Here is an 18386-nt window from a genome sequence, read left to right as displayed (position 1 = left end):
AATTCTATTCTTCTTCTAATAAGTTTTTGATGTCTTCTTTTAGCATTGCTACTTCTTTAACGTCTGTTCCTTGGTAGTAAATTTTAGGATTTCCATGATTGTCTCTACGCGAACGTATGAATCCATTTTTATCTACGAGTGCAAAATATCCTTGATGCTCAAATCCGCCTGCAACTTCTGGGTTGATTCCCGCAAAAATATTGAATCCAGTATTGGAGAGTTCGTGTATTTTTTCTAAATCGCCTGTTAAAAAATGCCAGTTTAGCGATTTGACACCATAACGTTCTGCATATTCTTTTAGTTTTTTTGGCGTATCCGTTTCTGGATCTATCGTAAAAGAAGCAATAGCAAAATCGTCTCTTTCGTGAAATTCTTCATCTAGCGTTCGCATGTTGCTATTCATTACGGGACAAATTGTTGGACACGTTGTGAAGAAAAATTCCATTACGGTTACTTTCCCTTTAAAGTCATCATTTGAAATTTGTAAACCATCTTGATTTGTAAATAAAAAATCGGGCACACTTCGCGCTTTTCCGTTTATTTTAAGATAGAGTAACTTTTTGTTTCGCTCTTTCCCTTCAATGTTCATACGGTCTTTTTCTACAATCGATTCTTCTTTGACAGTATTTACGATTCTAGGAATAAAAATAATTCCAAAGACTAAGATGATAAAAGCAATTCCTATGTATGAATAATTTTTGTTCATATTATTTTTCGTTTTTGTCAACTTCGATGATTTCTTTTCTACGGTCTTGCGATTGTTCTTTTTTTGATTTTCCTCGATATTCTTCAAATAGAATTCGGATATCGTCTGTCATTTTCCCTGAGAGTTCCGAGATTAATGTTGTATTATATCCGTACAACATGTATGGCGTTGCTTCTTCTTGTATTTCTGTTTTAGAACGATCGTCAAAACGTCCGCGCAAGTTTTTGTCTTTGTCAATAATGTATACAAAGTCAGAACTATTGTATTGATCTAACGTAAGTGGAGAATCGAGTCCTTCAAAAATTCGGGTTAATTCACGATCATCAACTTCAACGAAATTCCATGATTTCAATTCATCAGCAAAACGACTGATTTGAAATTTTAATTCTTCGATTTCTTCGCGTTGTCCTGGCGTGACCAACATGACTAATTGAAAATGTTTGAAGCCACTAAAACGCTTGTATATCTTTTGATTCAGATTTAATACGTTGATCTTTCTGTCTTTTACATTGTTTCCTAAAAATCCAAGTATGGTAATTTTCCCTTCAAATTGAATGTCTCGTTCCTCTATGGAGTCATAGTTTACTAGCTCGGAAACGTTCATTTTGATTACGGGAAGTGGTGTATAATTGTGTGTGGTAAAAAGAAGAATTAATACAATAGATACTGGCAATAAGAATAAAACTCCTAAGATAATCTTCTTTTTCATTTGTACGTTTTAACGTTCGTAATCAGTTATATAAGCATCATAACTTTAGCGAATACAAAAATAAAAATCGATTCGCTATTTAACGCTATAATCTTTCGTTTTTTTTACTTTTTAAGATGATTTTTATGCTGTAATTTTCCTGTGATTAGTATTCATAAAAAAAGCGACACATATTGTATCGCTTTTCTTTATATTTTGTAGTGAATTTTTAGAAATCCCACTTAATGAATCCGTTTGCTTTTACACCTTCAATATAAGTTCCTTCTTGTAATAAGATGAACAATAAGTATGCAATTAAAAATACTGCGGTCCAAACAACAGCTCTACGCAATGAACTTTTTTCGTCACGTAAGTGCATAAAGTCCCAAGCAATATAATATGCTTTTACTAAGGTTAAAATGATAAATACCCAGTTTAATAATTTCATTCCGAGGAAATAGTTATCAACTAAAAAAGCGGGTTTAAAGATACCAAATGCTACTTCTATAATTGTTATGATTGATAAGAAGATCAATACGCCCCAAATTTTTTGAACGTTTGATTTAAATTTTAGTCTCCCTCTGAATATGGCTAATTTATGTTCAGTATGTCCGTGATCGTGTGCCATGATATATTATAATTTCTTTGATATATTTTATTAAACTAAGTAGAAGAATGTAAATACGAATACCCAAACTAAATCGACAAAGTGCCAATACAGTCCAACTTTCTCTACCATTTCATAGTTATTTTTTCTTCTTTCATATGTTCCTAAGATGACATTAAAGAAGATAATTATGTTGATAACAACTCCTGAGAATACGTGAAATCCATGAAATCCAGTAATGAAGAAGAAAAAGTCTCCAAAGAGTCTGTTTCCGTATTCGTTGTGTATAAGGTTTGCGCCTTTAACGTACACAACGGCATCTTTCAATGCTTTTTCAGAGGCTGCTCTGTTTAATACTCCTTTTTGCCCAGTTTGATCTGTATTTACATACATTGATTTCATACGTTCAGCTTTGGCAACATCCGCTGGATTTGTTGAAGCTTCAAGTTCAGCAATATTTGGCATTAATTCTTGTGTACGAACAGCCAAATTTGGATGTGCGTTGAAACCTGTAATAACATCTTGAACAGAATATTCTGGTAATGCAGGTTCTGATACGAACCAAAGTCCTTTTTTACTTTCGTGCTGTACTCTTTCTTTGTGAGAAGCTGTTACGAAGTCATCCACATACACACGAAGCATTTTATCGTGACTATCTTTTTTATCTGCATCAACAAACTGAAGAATTTGTCCTCCTTTTGTTTCTACAGCTCCGTAATATCCTTGAATGAAGTTTGTCCACTCCCACGCTTGTGAACCTAAGAAGATTGCTCCACCAATAATGGTAAGGAACATGTAAAAGGTTACTTTCTTCTTGTCCATATGGTGTCCAGCATCAACAGCCAATACCATTGTTACTGAAGAAGCAATTAATATAAATGTCATTAAGGCAACGAAATACATCGGATGATCTCCGTGTAAGCCTGGAAAGTGATTGTACACTTCATCCGCAATTGGCCATGAGTCAATGAATTTAAATCTTGAAAATCCGTATGCCGCTAAAAATCCTGAGAATGTTAGTGCATCAGATAAGATGAAGAACCACATCATCATTTTTCCGTAGCTGGCGTTAAGCGGCTTGTTTCCGCCTCCCCAAACTTTACCTTCTGTACCTGTATTTGAAACAGTAGCTTCCATAAAAAGTATGCATTTTTAAAAAATTGTTCAAATTTACGTTTTTTTCTTATCTTAAGAAATATAAAAATAAAAACAAGAAGACCCACAGAAAATCTAGGAAATGCCAAAACATTGCACCTAGTTCTAAACCAAGTGTTTGCCCTTGTTTATACTTTTGTTTAAAATGATTATAAATTACAACCAATAATACCAAAATACCAGCAGCGACGTGCATTAAGTGCGTTACTGTGATAATATAGATAAAAGAGGTTGTGACTGTACTTTGCTCGCCTGTAAAATAAAATTGATTTGCGATGATTTCATTGAATCCTGCAAATTGTAATATTACAAATGAAATTCCCAATGCCAAAGTTACTAACAAATATAATCCTGTTGCACCTTGCAGTCCTTTTTGGATGGCGCTTTTTGCCAAGTGAAAGGTAACGCTACTCGCCAAAATTACAATAGTACTGTAATAAAAAGCAGTTGGTATTTGAAATCCTTTTAACCAATCAGGACGTTCTTGACTCACAATGTATGCACTTGTTAATCCCGCAAACATCATAAACATACTAATCATTGCAAACCACAACATCATCTTTTTTGATCTTGTGCGCTTCTCTTGAATTGTTCCTTGCGTTAAATCCATATTTTATTGTAAAAATTTATCTACTACATATATGATCTGCATCAACGTAATGTAACCAACACTTGCCAACATCAGCGCTTTTGCAGATTTATTATCCATATTTCTATACAAACGGATTCCATAATACAACAATCCGATTCCTGACAAGAATACTAAAATTGCTGCTACGATGGATAATTTTAATTCTCCCGTAAGTCCTGAAACTGGAAATATAGAGATTAAAATTAGCCAAACGGTATACATTATGATTTGTAAAGCAGTTGCTTTGTTCTTTTTTCCTGTAGGCAACATAAAGAAACCTCCTTTTTTGTAATCGTCAAATAAAAACCAACCAATTGCCCAAAAGTGTGGAAATTGCCAGAAGAATTGTATCATAAATAGAATTCCTGGTTCAATTCCAAAGCTACCTGTTGCCGCAACCCAACCTAACATAAACGGAATGGCTCCTGGCAAAGCTCCAACAAATACAGCCAATGGCGTGATTGTTTTTAATGGTGTATATACACAGGTATATAAGAAGATTGAAATTGCTCCAAACATTGCTGTTTTTGGATTGATTGTATACAAAATTGCAATTCCAGCTACGGTAAATACGGAAGCAATGATGAAAGCTGTTGTTACTGACATACGACCCGAAGCAACAGGTCTGTCTTTGGTACGATCCATTTTTGCATCCAAATCTTTTTCAATGATTTGATTGAATGCATTGGAAGCTCCAACCATAAAATAACCGCCCAAAGCGAGCAATGCTAGTACATTGAAACTAAAACCATCTGCTCCGACAGCTAATAAATATCCTGCTAAAGAAGAAAATACTACACTTAGTGCCAAACCTACTTTGGTAAGCTGTTTAAAATCTTCAATTATTGAAGCAAATGTGTATGTTTTTTTGAGTGTGTTCAATGCCGTTTTCATCAACCTTGCTAAATTCCTGCAAAGATAGCCTACAAATACATTGTACGCAATGATTTTCAAATAGTTTTACAGCTTTTCTGAATACTTATTGCTTTTCTATTTTTATCTTTGGAAAGGAAGTTCATTTCTAAACGACTACTGTTTCAAATTAAAATCTTATGAAATTTCTAAAAATCACCCTGTTTCTTACCTTCTTTTTGATAACTTTTGCTGGATTTGCTCAGAAGAAAGAGATTCAAATTAAAGTACATAAGGTGACCGATCATGTATATATGCTTATCGGACAAGGTGGAAATATTGCGATTTCCGTTGGAGAAGATGGTGTTTTTATGATTGATGACCAATTTGCGCATCTAACTCCAAAAATTTTAGAAGCTATTGCTACTGTTACTGACAAACCTGTAAAATTTTTAATTAATACGCATTGGCATGGCGATCATACTGGCGGAAATGAAAATATGAATAAGGAAGGTGCCGTAATTGTTGCACATGAAAATGTACGAAAACGTATGAGTGTAGCGCAATTTAATAAAGATCGTAATCGTACTACGCCAGCTTCTCCAAAAGGTGCTTTGCCTGTGGTAACATTTTCAAAAGATGTTTCTTTTCATTTTAATGATGAAGATATTTTTATTTTCCATGTGCATGAAGCGCATACAGATGGTGATGCTATGGTATATTTTACAAAAAGTAATGTGTTGCATATGGGAGATACTTATTTTCAAGGAAAATATCCGTATATCGATTTGAATTCTGGCGGAAGCACTCAAGGATATATTGCCGCTATAAAAAAAGCATTGTTGTTAATTAACGATGATACAAAAGTGATTCCTGGTCATAGAAGTCTTTCAACGAAAGCAGAATTACAAGCGTATTTGGAAATGCTAGAACGTATTGAAAAAAAGATCATTACAGAGATAAACGCTGGAAAAACCGAAGAAGAAGTCACTAAGAATACTGCACTCACAAAGAAGTATGACGACTTAAAATATGGTGATTGGTTTATTTCTGGAGAAGTTTTACGAAAAACGTTTTATAGAAGCCTACAAAAAGTTCAATAAATATTTGAAGTTAACAACAATTACTCCTGCTATTCCAAAAAATATACAGCCCAGTAGAAACACTGGGTATTCTTTTATCATATAATTGGAACCTCTGGTTCTTTTATAAACAGATAAATCGAGAGATTTGTATCCTAAATAAATGAAGGGAATAATCAATAAAAAAACGAAAAACGGCTTAATCATTTTTACTAATAGGTTTGGGCAAACAAGATAGTAAGATATCTTGTGGGTTTGGGTTATAATTATCGAGGCTATCTAACAAATCTATTAAAAAAAATTTAAATATGACTGTTAAAAATCAAAATACCAGTTAAAAATATCTGTTCTGATTCCAAAATTAAACCAAGTTGTATTTTCTTTAAAGTCTATTAAGGTATCTGCTTCAGGATTAAAGCTCCTATAAGTAACATTTGCAAAGATTTTTAGGTTGGTTTTTGGATTGATAAGGTATCCTACGTTTACATCACCAATAAGTACATTTGTTTTGTTTCCTTGCAATAATTCAACGCCAGTATCGCCACTTCGGTTGTCATTATCAAGATAAATATTGCTTCCGTAGCTAGTATTGTCGATAGTTGGATCAAAATCCAAACCTCTTTGTCCGTAAATGAGTTTTGCGCTTCCGTACCAACGATTGTAGTTATAACGCGCTATTCCGATCACTTCACGAAAGTTTGCACCCCATAAATGTGCTAATGACTGATTATTATGTCCGTAATTTGTAGCTACGATGTTGTGCGAATATGTGTATGGACGCACTTGATTGTATTCAAATTGCAAGAATAAATTTTTCACTTTGAATGCGTTGTAATATTTTGCGCCCAACTGAAAACCAAATTTATTTTTCCAACTTTGATTGCCTGCTTTGATATCATTTAACGAAAATTCATCCAAAATAAACTGTCCGTAGAAATTTACATTGTCATTCCATTTGTATTTTGAACTCAGTCCAACAATGGCATTTCCCGATCGTGAACCCGTAGAAAACTCGATAGCTCTGTAAAAAATCACTGGATTGATATAGTTGAAATCAAATCCGCGATTGTTGTCATTTTTCCAAATAACCGATTCAAAAAGTCCAATATTTAGTTTTTTGGAGACATTCCAACTTAAATAATGATTCGCAATGTATTTTGTTAAGAATGCGCCATCTTCCGTGACTTCAGGGCGTACATCACGCAACCACATCCACGTGTTGGTATATTTTATTTTCCAGAAAGATGTGTTTAGTTTGAAGAAAGGATACGGACTGGTTGCATCACTAACAAACAAGGAACGATAACCATCTCCAATAAAATTCTTTCCGTGTCCTAATTGCATGTTGAAGGTTTCGTTTGGCGCATACGAAATATAACCTTCTGCCACTGGATAATCGTACGCATCTTCTTTAAATTCTTTGGCAATTCCACGTCCAGGAATGATCGCTGGATTTCCACCAGCAGGTCTAATACTTTCTGCATATCTGTTAAAGTAATCTGCAAATCGTCCTTGACTTTCAAATACTGTTGCCGAAAAATTTAATCCTTTGCCCAATCCTCCTTGTACTTGAACTCCTCTAGTATTATTGTATGTATAATCGACTTCGCCACCTGTGTTTTTTCCAAGTTGCAAATCGACAATCGGATCTAACACAAACCAATAGTTTTTTCCTTTTACCGTTACCATGTGTTCGTTCCAGAGTTTGCGACCAAGCCAAGTAGCAGCGTCTTTTTTGAGTTTTGACTGTTGCGCATTGAAATCGTAATATTTAGAAACAGTGTTGTATAAAAAAGGTTTTGACGCTGTATGACTGTTGGTTCCTACCAAATTTACTTGTCGATCGAAATACGAATACATATCGTGCGAAAACGGAATGTTCAAGTTACTTTTGTACAAATCGTCTTCATACGGTTCAAGCTCTTTATTTACCGCTTCAAATTCCTTTTTTGCAGCAACTTCAAGTTCATTTTCTTTTTCTTCAAGCGTTTTTGGGTTTTCTATTGTTTCCAAACTTCCCAAAGGAATTCCCAGTTTTAAAGTAAACTGCATGTAAGCTGGTTTGCTACTATATGTTGGTGGCGTAATGGTTGGTAATAACCCAAAAACACGTTTGATTTCTGTTTTTATTTCTTCGTAAACTGCATCTACATACAAAACTTTAAATTTCCCTTCTTTAGTTACTTCAAACAAGACTACAAAATCACCTTTGTAATTTTCTTTACTGATAATTTCAGGTTGTTTAAAATTATTACTGACGAATGTTCTCAGTGTAGTATTGAAACAATTTTCTAAATCATCTATGGCAACATTTTCGCATTCAGGAAATACAGGATATTTTTCATAATCGCTACTCAACGTTTGAGCAATCGTTATTTGAAACGTAAAAAATAAAAGTAGGAAAGTAGACGTTTTGAGTCGTTGCATATTTGAGGATTTATGAATGCGAAAGATACTATATTTTCATAAAAACTGATTCATTCCGCTACTTATGATGACTGTTTTTTAAAAATGAAACTCATTTTTAACATTTTTAAGCAAATTTTAAAGTGCTTTTTTCGTTATATTAAGATAGTATGTATGTAAAATGATTGTTTTTTACCTTAAAAAAGTAAATATATAACGATAAAACGTATTAATTCAACTTAATGAAAGCGGAGTACGTTTGTTTTTCGTACTTTTGTAGCATACTTTCTGATTAAATGACCTTTGTAAGTCTTGGTAACATTTACAAAAGGCTTTAAGTTGACATTTTTCATAATAATCGGTTTTAATGTTAATGTAATGATATGTCACAGAAAGTATACCTAAAAAACCGAGTGAATAACTCGGTTTTCCTTTTTTTATATCTTATGTTCCCTGTTTAGAAATTAATCTACTCTAAAGATAATCGGCAACGTATATTTTACCTTTACATTTTGATTTCTTTGCTTTCCTGGTGTCATTTTTGGCAATAAACGTACGACACGTTCTGCTTCTTTTTGTAGTTTTGGATGTGGCGCTCTTGATTGGATTCCGATTACGTTTCCGTTTTCATCAATGGTAAATAATACATTGATTCGCTTTACACCTTCTTCTAACCCAACATCTTCTGCAATTCTAGTATTGAATTTTTTGTTTACGTGTTTTTGAATTTTTTCAGACATACATTTTTTCTGTTCTTTTTTACTTTTATATTTTTCACAACCAGGAAAAATTGGTGCGTCTTCAACAAAAGCGAAAGGAACTTCTAAATCTACGGGATCGTCAGTAGGCTCATCAATTACATTTACTGAGTTTGGATCAAACTTATCTGAAACTTCTACAGGATCTTCTGATGTTTTTAACACCTGATCTTTGATTTTAGTTTCGTCGTCAACAGGTTTTATCTTATCGATAATTAATGTTGGCTTTACAATTGGCTCAGGTTTTGGTTCTTTAACCTTAATTACCTCTGCTGTAAAAGCTGGCATATAGTACGCATCATCTTGAATGACCGTTACATCGTTTGCTAGCTCAGCTTCTTTTGGTGTTTGAATCTGAAAGATTGTGTAGACAATAAATAAACTCAGTGCGAGACTCACTGAGAATCGTAGTAATGGATTTTTTTGAACTTTTAAATCGTTCTTTCTTGCTAGGTGACTTTCTTGTACACCATTTGCGTTCACATTTTCTGTGTGATTGACATTTTTCATATTAATCGGTTTTAATAATGTTAATGTTCTGTTAAGTCACAAGAAACGTACCAAAAAAGAAAGCCTGAGTAAATTACTCAGGCTTTTCCTTATATTTTGTATATTTTTTAGCTTTCTTACTGTACTTTGAAGACAATTGGTAACGTGTAGTTTACACCTACTGGCTTTCCTCTTTGCTTTCCTGGCTTCATTTTAGGTAAACTTTTAATTACCTTTTCAGCTTCTTTTGCTAATCTTGGGTGCGGTGCTCTTGAACGAACATCTGTAATATTTCCTGATCTATCAATCTTAAATACTACGAAGATTTTTTGCACACCTTCTAAATCTAAGTCAGAAGCAAGTTCTGTATTAAATTTTTTGTTTACGTGTTTTTGTACTTTTTCAGACATACACTTTTTACGTTCCTTTTTGCTGCTGTATTTTTCACAACCTGGGAAAATTGGTGCATCTTCAATTACTGAGAAAGGTACATCTTCAATAATTTCTTCTTCTTCAACAACTTCAACAGTTTCAACTTCTTGAATTACTTCTTCTTCAGTTGTTTCAGTAGATTCAATTACTGTTTCTTCCACTTCTTCTTCATCTTCCACAACTTCGATTATTTCCGGAGCTGGTGGCGGTGGCGGTGGTGGCGGTTGTTGCAATTGTTGTGTCATAATCATTTCCTCATCGTCGTCTTCGATCATGTCAACAACTTCTTCTTTTGCTACTTCATCGTAAGCTGTCCACTCCATACCTTGCCAGATAAGAAATGTCACTAATGCTAGACCAAGGGCAAGATAGAAAAGACTATTTTTCCTTAAATCAACATCTGGATTCTTTTTTGCTTCCATAATAATATAGTTTTAATGGTTGCTAATTTAATTATTTATTAGCAGAAAAAACAATTAATTCTGTGTTTTTAACTTTCTATTGTTTGCAATAAACCATTTTATGAGAAATATTGCAAGTATTGTGCCAGTTGTATTTGCTAGTACATCTTGCCAATCTCCTTGTCGGTTGGTGACTAATGTTTCTTGCATGATTTCGACACAAATACCGTATATAATCGCAAAAATAGCACTTGCTACGATTGCATTATTTTTTAGAATTGTATTGGTTATTCCTTTTGAAAAGGCTAAAAACCAAAGTATAGTAAATACAAAGTATACCAATGCATGCGCTAGTTTATCTGCAAAAGAAAAGCCAAGTTTTGGCACACCTTCTAGCGACATTAAACTCAATATAGTAATGACTATTACCCAAGCAATTGCTGCAAAGGAGAATATGTATTTACGCACCAACAAGCTCTTTATAGGCTTCAAAGTCTAATAAATCGTCAATTTCTGAAGAATCTTTGATCGCAATTTTAATCATCCAACCTTCGCCATACGGATCTTTGTTTACTAATTCTGGATCGTCTTCCAACTTTTCATTCAACTCAATCACTTCTCCCGTAAGTGGCATGAATAAGTCAGATACCGTTTTTACAGCTTCTACGGTTCCAAAAACTTCGTCTTTATCAACTTCTTCATCTAAAGTGTCAACATCAACATATACAATGTCTCCCAATTCGCCTTGAGCGAAATCAGTAATTCCAACCGTAGCAACATCATCTTCAATGGTTACCCATTCGTGGTCTTTTGTATATTTTAAGTTCTCTGGTATGTTCATTATCGTGTGTTATTAAGTGTTATTATTTGAACAAATGTAATTCTTTCTGTTTAAGTTTTCAACCTCAATTATTGTTAATTTCCAAAATTGTATCGCAGTGTAATTCCCGATCTAATGGTTGTTTGTGGAAACGCCGTAGAGACTGCAAATTTTGAGAATGTATGATCGTAGTAGAATAGCGCTGTTAGGTTTCTACTAAGCGCATAATCTGCTGTGAATTTTAATGACCATAACGTTTGTCCCGCAGTTACTTGATTGTTGAATAAATCTAGACTTCTAATAATGGTGATGTTATCTCTTAATGATAAATCTGCTTTTAGGTTTAAGTCACCTTTGAGTGTGGTTTTCTTTCCTGCAATTCGCGTATCTATTCGAACGTCTTTGAAACGATATCCTAATCCCATGATGTATTCGTTTCCTGAAACTTCTGTCAATAAGTTATTATCAAAACTTAAAGACAATGCACGATCACGCTTTACTTCTGCTAAGATTTTGATAGAGTTTTTCATTTCAAAATCAATTCTAATTAATGGATTGAATTGCTCCACCAAGTTGATGTTAGAGAAGATATTTTGATTGTGGAAGTTTCCTCCTTGATCTACGTTTGTATCTGCAAATGGATTCGCCGCATCGTAATCTAAATTATTTCTGAACGAGTTGATGGTATAACTTGAACGATATCCGTGAGATAATGAGAAACGCTTGAAACGTTTTTTGAACCATTTTAATCGCATCAAACCTGTGTATTTTATGGTCCAGTTTGGAATTGGCACATCTCTAAAAGCACCAAGTTTGATGTCGTTAGCATCCGTTCCTGTATATGCTGCCAAGAATGCTGGCAACAATACGGCTTGGTTTGTTTTTCCGTAACCATCTGGGAAACCGTCACCATCTGTATCTGTTAGCGGTTGTCCGTTTGAAACTGCCAAACGACGTGCAATAATTTGCCTATTTTCTTCAAATTGTTCAAAGGTTACAGATCTGTTTTCATCACTTTGCTGGAATGCCGTTCTTAAGAGTAAGGTAGAAATTCCAAAGTTTCCAAAGGTATTTCCTGCACCATTTGGCGATAGTGAAATGTATTCCCCATTTTGAACGTTGAATTGTTCTGAGAAATTTTCTGAATAGTTACGATTGGCAACTACGTCAATTTTTAAATCTCTCATTGGTTCTACCTGCGCCGTTATGTCTAAGTTTTTGTTATGAACTTGCGTAAATTGTTGGTTAAATTCTGTAAATTCTGTCAAATAACCTCTACGTGCCGCTTCGTATCTCACATCTGCTTGACTACCAAATACGAATCCGACAGAAGGTTTTAAGGTTCCAATGAATCCGATAGAAGGTGTATATCCTGGTAAAACTTTACCATTGTTTTCAGAGTAGTTAATGTTGATTCGTTTTACACTTCCTACCACATCTACTAAGGTGTTGAATATTTTTGTTCCGACACTCGCTTTGTTGGAAGTTTTCTTTTTATCCTGATTTGCTGTTGCATTGTCTTTTCCTGGAACTCCTGGTCTTCCTCCACGCAAATTCGTTTTTCTATTTCCTTTACGTTTTCTCACAAAACCTATGTACTTGTAGAATTTTGTCATGTCTAACGAAACATTGATGTTATGCGTGTTTGCGTTTTGAATGGTGTTTAAGCGTTCTCCAGAAACTTCTCGCAACACATCCGAACCACGTTGCCAGTTAAAGTCTCCTGTATAACTATATGTTGCATTTAAGAAACTAAACGTCGGTATTTTATTAAGAGGCAAATCGTATGTTAATTGTAGCGATTGCGTATGTGTGTTCGGATCTCCAATATCCCAGAATCCATCCCAAATTCCGAAATCGACATCTATGTCACCATTTTCATCAAAATAATTGTTGACAATATTATTGTTTGATGCTGTAAAGTTGAAACGCAACGAGTTCGTCAAATTGTAATTGATCGCATACGACCAATCGAATAAGAAGTTACGTTGTTGCAAACGCGGTAAGTTGTCCGTATCTGCATCTGGCAATAATGGATCTCTGTAAATTTGATCGTTAAAACTTCTCGTAATGTTTGAGTTTAACGAAATACTTGTTGGTAATGGATTAAAGTTAAAATCTTTTAACCATTTCCAGTATCTTCCAGTAAATAATGAATCGTTCTTTTTGAAAGGTTCTATTGATTTTGGCTGAAAATTAAAGTTATAATCCATTCCTGCACGAACATTTTGATCGCGTAAAGATTTGATTTCGTAATCGTGGTGTTCCGTTTCGTTGTATGAATAGGAAAGCGTGAAATTTTCTACATCATAGAAACGCGCTTTCTGTTCTGCGCCACGTTCTTTACGAACTCCAATAAAGTTGATGCTTTTTCGTTTCGTATAATCAATTGCTTCTTCAGTGATTCGATCTTTTTCTGCTTGTGTTTCTGCTAAATCCAATCGATCTTCCAAGCGAATATCCTGATAGAATGGATCAAATTCTGGCGTAATAATTTCCTCCCCAACACTATAGTTAAACGGAATTTTGATTCCCCATTTTTTCGGAAGTAATTGTCCAAGACTGATGTTGGTTACTACATCATATTGTTTTACATCTTCCCTACTTCTTTCGTTTGGAGATTGCTCTATGTTTCCAAAACCAACTGTACTGATTCTTCCTGTTGCTGAAACAGTAGCAAAGTCTGCTAAATTTGCATCTAATGAACCAACTGCTGCCCAACCGCCACGGTTTTCTAATTCTGCCAAGCGCAATTCGTTAAACCAAAATTCTCCACAAATTGGAATTCCGCCAATTGGCGTATCGGTTGCATCCAAACCTGTTGCAGTTGAGTTTTTAACACCAACCATTAACGAACGTACACGACCAATTGTTGGATTACCAATAATGGCAATTCGCATGCGCTCATCAGTTCCGTACGGATCAAACTGGTTTGCAATTGGTTCTGCGTTTTCGTTGTAGTACGCTACTTCTGTGGCACCACTCACGTTGTTAAAGTTTGCTGCTTTGATTCGGGTTAATAATGCCAATGGAATGTCGAATTCGTTTTTCCATACATCTTCAGGAGAAGATTCATTATCAAGCGTTACGTTTAGTGGAATTTCTACTTGGTAATAGTTTTGTGTAAAGTCATTACCAAATCGCAAGAAAGCAACTGCTTGCTGGTCGGCAAGTTGTTGTGTTTGTCCCGCTAATGATTCTGCATGCACAAACATTTTAAGATTTTTATATTGTCGTAAATCGATATCAATATTTTTGAACACACCTCTGGAATCTCCTGATTCTAAATCGCAAATTGACATTGCTAGCGATTGTTCATTTTGACGAATTACTGTATTGTTGTTGTTTAATTGTTCACGTACAACTCCTGGCGGAACTACGTATCCAATTGGTGTTTTGTTGGCGTTTTCTTCAATATTTACCGTATTTACATCAAATTGTGTGTTGGCATCTGCTCCATCTTGCGGATCGTCTCCGTTGTCTTGCAAGGTAAGATTGTAACGTCTCCAATCGCCACGAATTAAATCTAACGTAGCAAAACGCAATACTGTTGGCTCTGAAAATCCTGTCATATACATACGTATGAAACGGATAGAACGCAAGTCGTTTAATGGAATTTTCTCATCTGGAGTAACGTTTGCGTCTGGCGATTTGTGGAATTCTGAGATTGGAATTTTGAACTGAATCCAACGTGCATTTACACTTCCACCATCTGGAGTTTCTAACCCTTGTACTTCACGTACATCTGTAATGTAGGTTTGTGATGCTGTACCCAAACCAGCTTGCAACGGAATTCTAAATTGATAGTAATTATCAATAGTATTCATTGTTTGATCTCGGTTGATATCTTCCACATCAGGCACCGTTGTTGATCCTCTGTTGGTGTCTGTTACTGCAATTGGTGAGTTTCCTTGTGTTCCGTTGTAGTTTTTGTATCTGTTTAAAACATCTCCATTGGCATTTAAGAAATATTGATAGTTATCTGCTGCTGGATCGGCTTCTGTTGCATAGTTTGTATATTTTGCTCCTTCTTCATCATCGTCCAAACCATCTAAACCAATATCTTGTGCGGTTCTATTGGCATCATCTGCATCAAACGCATAAACTAACGATTGTGTTTGTGGTACTTCTCCCCAAGCAGTATCAGTAGTTAAAGGATTGACAGCGTCTGCTTCTGGCAAACCATTTTCGTATTGCTTACGACCATCTTTTAAGACATCTTCTGAAATGTTTCCAATGTTTAGTACCAATTCTCCAGAACCTGGAATTGGTGTTCCTGTTTCATCAGAAAAAGGGTCTAATACCCAAAATTGAATGTATTCAACGTTGGCTTGCTCAAAGTTTGTGGTGGTTACTGGTCGCATGATTCCTCCCCAACTTTCTTCGTTTGGCTGCCCTGTAAAGTTTGGATTGTTGTTATACGGACCTCTTTCGCCTGGATAGTATGCTAAATCTAATGTGTTTTGAATGGTAGTTTGTCCACGTGCAATGTCTGTTTGCGGAAATATTTCGTCTACAAATATTCTTCGTGTTTCGTTAGTAGAAATGTCTTCTGGTCCTATTTCGCCTGGTGCTTGGTTTCCGTAAAATACAGGATCAATTGTGTACCAAGCAAGTTTTGCTCTGTTGAATCCGTATTGTAAATCGTCATTTCCAAATTGTCCACCCAAGTTGTCACCGAGTACATCTCCTTGTGTTCCTGGCGTACTTGCTAAGAACCAACCTAATGGTGATTTGATATCGATGGTAGATTGTGCTCCTTCAAAATCATCTACATACGCAGTAGCTTCTCCTTCAAAGTCTGCATTTTTTGGACTTCCTGGTAATAGGTATGCAAATTCTCCACGAACAGATACGTTTGAAGCGACATCAGTATCAACATTTGGAAGTTTGTTTACCAATCGTGTTAGGAAAGGAACTTCTGTTGAGTAGTTTCCGTTAAACCCAAAGATAGAGTTGTTTACAGGTTCTGCTCCGTAGTTTGCTTTTTGCGTTATTGGTCGTTCGTTAAGATTTAAGTATGTTGCTCCAATTAAGAAGTTATCGTTAAATTGATGCTCTACATTAATTCCTGTAAAACGTTTGTTTTGCTGCCCAAATAGCGAGTTATTTTCTACTGAAACGTCAATTGGAGTGTTGGATGCTTTTAGTGCTTCATCTAGTATTTGAACACGTCCTAATTGATAGTTTACCGTATAGTCAATTCCTTCCTGCAATACACGTCCGCCAGCAGTTACCACTACAGAACCTCTTGGTACGTTGAAGGCTCCTAATGGAATTCCGTCGCCACCTTGTGATTTGTAACGTCCTTTTAATTGGAATTTGTTTAAATCGGCATCATCTAAGGCTCCTGCTTTTGTTTCGGTATACATGCTTCGGTATACGTAACGTGTTTGATTGGCATTGTAGTTGGCAGGCGTATCATAATCTTCTGACGCGGCATTTCTTAGTTTTTCAAATAAGAATTCCCCAAAGGGTTCAACCGTTGTAAATATGATTCGTCCAAATTCTTGATCGACAGTAAGTCCTGGATAGTAATCAAAGAAACCATCTCCACCAGCTTGTGGGTTTTGGTATATGTCTAATCGATCTAAATTAAACACTTTTAAAAGTATTTCATCAGCAACATCTGTTGGCAATGCTGGACCACCATCTACGGCAGTGATGTAGTTTACAGGAGAAGGATCGGTATACAGAATGTTTAGTCTGAAATCTTCAGGACTTAATTGATATGCATCCGTTGAATAGATGTTTTTCATCATTAAATCCCAAATTGGATCGTTTACTTCTGTTATTGCGCTTTTTAACAGTTTTACTACTAAGTTTTGATTGTCAATTTGTGTTGGATTCCCGTTGGTATCTGTATTGGTTACCTGCGTTGCGTCAATTCCTCCATTGGCAAATTCACCAACTTGATATACTTGACCATTTGCGGTGTATTGGAAAGCAACTGCTAATACTTCGTCATTACTTAAGCGTTGATTTAAAGAAATGTATCCTAGTTTTGTATGTACTTTGTATTCATTTTCGTTTAGTTTACGAGCATTTTCAAGATATACATAGTCAAATCCTTGTTGCGCATTGATTGTTGCTGGAAATCCATTTTGAATGGTGGCTACATCTCTAATATCGTCAGTTAGTACTGAGTTTGCCGTTCCTATTCCTTCTGGATTGTAATCATTGTTTTCATTATCAGGAAACGCATTTGGATCTGCTGAGTTAAAGAATCCTGGTGGCGCTGGAGTTGGCGGCTGATTGATTCTTGTTTTGTTAGGATCTGCTTCTCCTAAATCCTGCAATCCTACGATGTTACGTACATTTTGAGTTTGCGCCGAACGGTTTGTTACCCAAACTTCTACCCTTGTAATTTCTACTGGAGTGTTTACAAATGGATAGTTTTCTAAGGCTACATTGTATCGATCTCTAAAGTATTGTGATAGGAAAAAGTGACGATCTTCATCATAGTCTAAAGCAAATAAGGCGAATTCTTCAATGGTTCCGCCACCTTGCGCAGTAATGGTTCTTGTCTGTGAACGTTGTTCTGAGAAAACTCCCGTAATACGTGTTTTTCCAAATTGCAATTGTGTTTTGACACCAAATAGACTTTGTGCTCCTGTGATTAGTGAACTGTTGAGCGGCATACTTACGTTACCAATTTCAATTTTTTGCAGGATATCATCTTCTGTAGGCGTGTATTCTAGTTTGATTTGATTTTGAAAATCAAAGGTAGATTCTGTATCGTAGTTGGCGTTAATTTTTAATCGTTCACCTACTTTTCCGAGTAAGCTTAGGCTGATTCGCTGATCGAAATCAAAACTTAGATTACTTCTGTTTCTTGGAGATAACGCTGGATTGTCATTTTTTTGGAAACGAACTCCTAAATCCATTGCTACTGAACCTTGTGGTATGACTTCAATGGTATTTCCGCCAAAGATTGTTTCAAAGAAGTTAGAGTTGATTTCCCATATAGGCAATAGGTTTTTTTGAGCGTCTTTTGAGCCATCTTTTTTTCCATCAATAGCATCTAGTTTTTCTTTAAAATAACCTTTCATGCTTTCCTTTAGCAACAACTCACGATATTGTTGTGGCGTAAGGATTAATGGATATCTGATATCGTATTCACCAACCGTTTGCGTGTAGATGTAGCGGTCAATTTTTGGATCATACGTGTATTTTGAGACAATACTAGAAGGATCTTTTAGTTTTATTTTCCCTATAGCATAACCCGTTTGCGTTTTGGTTGTATCTTGCGGCTGCGTTGTCGGTTCTTGCGCCGTGAGAATGGTGGTAAATAGCAAAGCAAATACGGCAAGCGTATTTTTGAAATACTTTGTTATTAGGTTGGTATTTTTTTTCAAA

General features: G+C 35.3%; 13 protein-coding genes. 1 reads left to right on the top strand and 12 read right to left on the bottom strand.

Annotated elements, in window-relative coordinates:
• Window positions 1-4: 4 nt before the first annotated feature.
• From KAOT1_RS18835 to cyoE, 6 genes are all read right to left on the bottom strand, one after another.
• A complete protein-coding gene (locus tag KAOT1_RS18835) occupies window positions 5-706 on the bottom strand; it encodes an SCO family protein (protein WP_007096491.1) in 702 nt (233 codons plus the stop codon).
• 1 nt (window position 707) lies between these two features.
• A complete protein-coding gene (locus KAOT1_RS18830; RefSeq protein WP_007096490.1) occupies window positions 708-1415 on the bottom strand; it encodes a hypothetical protein in 708 nt (235 codons plus the stop codon).
• Window positions 1416-1623: 208 nt separating this feature from the next.
• A complete protein-coding gene (locus tag KAOT1_RS18825; protein WP_007096489.1) occupies window positions 1624-2022 on the bottom strand; it encodes a cytochrome C oxidase subunit IV family protein in 399 nt (132 codons plus the stop codon).
• Between the two features lie 30 nt (window positions 2023-2052).
• Window positions 2053-3138 (bottom strand): cytochrome c oxidase subunit 3, encoded by a 1086-nt coding sequence (locus KAOT1_RS18820; protein WP_007096488.1) that lies wholly within the window; start codon window positions 3136-3138, stop codon window positions 2053-2055.
• Window positions 3139-3184: 46 nt separating this feature from the next.
• Window positions 3185-3766: a cytochrome c oxidase subunit 3 gene (locus KAOT1_RS18815; protein ID WP_007096487.1), complete on the bottom strand. Its 582-nt coding sequence runs from the start codon at window positions 3764-3766 to the stop codon at window positions 3185-3187.
• Window positions 3767-3769: 3 nt separating this feature from the next.
• Window positions 3770-4681, bottom strand: a complete 912-nt coding sequence (gene cyoE, locus KAOT1_RS18810; RefSeq protein ID WP_040559707.1) for a heme o synthase — start codon at window positions 4679-4681, stop codon at window positions 3770-3772.
• A 158-nt stretch (window positions 4682-4839) separates the two neighbouring features.
• On the opposite strand from cyoE, the gene KAOT1_RS18805 reads away from it, so the two are divergent.
• A complete protein-coding gene (locus KAOT1_RS18805) occupies window positions 4840-5742 on the top strand; it encodes an MBL fold metallo-hydrolase (RefSeq protein ID WP_007096485.1) in 903 nt (300 codons plus the stop codon).
• A gap of 294 nt (window positions 5743-6036) precedes the next feature.
• Here KAOT1_RS18805 and KAOT1_RS18800 read toward each other — a convergent pair whose 3' ends face one another.
• The 6 genes from KAOT1_RS18800 to sov form a co-directional block, all read right to left on the bottom strand.
• On the bottom strand, window positions 6037-8148 hold the full coding sequence (locus KAOT1_RS18800; protein ID WP_007096484.1) for a hypothetical protein: 2112 nt from the start codon (window positions 8146-8148) through the stop codon (window positions 6037-6039).
• Between the two features lie 443 nt (window positions 8149-8591).
• On the bottom strand, window positions 8592-9395 hold the full coding sequence (locus KAOT1_RS18795) for an energy transducer TonB (protein ID WP_007096482.1): 804 nt from the start codon (window positions 9393-9395) through the stop codon (window positions 8592-8594).
• Between the two features lie 116 nt (window positions 9396-9511).
• Window positions 9512-10228 carry an energy transducer TonB gene (locus tag KAOT1_RS18790; RefSeq protein ID WP_007096481.1) on the bottom strand — a complete coding sequence of 239 codons (717 nt, stop codon included), beginning with the start codon at window positions 10226-10228 and terminating at the stop codon, window positions 9512-9514.
• A 54-nt stretch (window positions 10229-10282) separates the two neighbouring features.
• Window positions 10283-10675, bottom strand: coding sequence for a VanZ family protein (locus tag KAOT1_RS18785; RefSeq protein ID WP_157560197.1), 393 nt, complete (start codon window positions 10673-10675; stop codon window positions 10283-10285).
• Window positions 10668-11048: a glycine cleavage system protein GcvH gene (gene gcvH / locus KAOT1_RS18780; protein WP_007096479.1), complete on the bottom strand. Its 381-nt coding sequence runs from the start codon at window positions 11046-11048 to the stop codon at window positions 10668-10670. The genes KAOT1_RS18785 and gcvH overlap by 8 nt, the downstream gene beginning before the upstream one ends.
• A 74-nt stretch (window positions 11049-11122) precedes the next feature.
• Window positions 11123-18385, bottom strand: a complete 7263-nt coding sequence (gene sov / locus KAOT1_RS18775; protein ID WP_007096478.1) for a T9SS outer membrane translocon Sov/SprA — start codon at window positions 18383-18385, stop codon at window positions 11123-11125.
• Window position 18386 lies beyond the last annotated feature (1 nt).

This window comes from Kordia algicida OT-1 (assembly GCF_000154725.1).
Lineage (GTDB): Bacteria > Bacteroidota > Bacteroidia > Flavobacteriales > Flavobacteriaceae > Kordia > Kordia algicida.
Note: the sequence above shows the minus strand (reverse complement) of the source record. Positions and strands in the feature narration are given on the sequence as shown.

Bases quoted from the DNA above. Each gene is read 5' to 3' on its own strand.
- KAOT1_RS18835 (WP_007096491.1), bottom strand. From the start codon at position 706: ATGAACAAAAATTATTCATACATAGGAATTGCTTTTATCATCTTAGTC.
- KAOT1_RS18830 (WP_007096490.1), bottom strand. From the start codon at position 1,415: ATGAAAAAGAAGATTATCTTAGGAGTTTTATTCTTATTGCCAGTATCT.
- KAOT1_RS18825 (WP_007096489.1), bottom strand. From the start codon at position 2,022: ATGGCACACGATCACGGACATACTGAACATAAATTAGCCATATTCAGA.
- KAOT1_RS18820 (WP_007096488.1), bottom strand. From the start codon at position 3,138: ATGGAAGCTACTGTTTCAAATACAGGTACAGAAGGTAAAGTTTGGGGA.
- KAOT1_RS18815 (WP_007096487.1), bottom strand. From the start codon at position 3,766: ATGGATTTAACGCAAGGAACAATTCAAGAGAAGCGCACAAGATCAAAA.
- cyoE (WP_040559707.1), bottom strand. From the start codon at position 4,681: ATGAAAACGGCATTGAACACACTCAAAAAAACATACACATTTGCTTCA.
- KAOT1_RS18805 (WP_007096485.1), top strand. From the start codon at position 4,840: ATGAAATTTCTAAAAATCACCCTGTTTCTTACCTTCTTTTTGATAACT.
- KAOT1_RS18800 (WP_007096484.1), bottom strand. From the start codon at position 8,148: ATGCAACGACTCAAAACGTCTACTTTCCTACTTTTATTTTTTACGTTT.
- KAOT1_RS18795 (WP_007096482.1), bottom strand. From the start codon at position 9,395: ATGAAAAATGTCAATCACACAGAAAATGTGAACGCAAATGGTGTACAA.
- KAOT1_RS18790 (WP_007096481.1), bottom strand. From the start codon at position 10,228: ATGGAAGCAAAAAAGAATCCAGATGTTGATTTAAGGAAAAATAGTCTT.
- gcvH (WP_007096479.1), bottom strand. From the start codon at position 11,048: ATGAACATACCAGAGAACTTAAAATATACAAAAGACCACGAATGGGTA.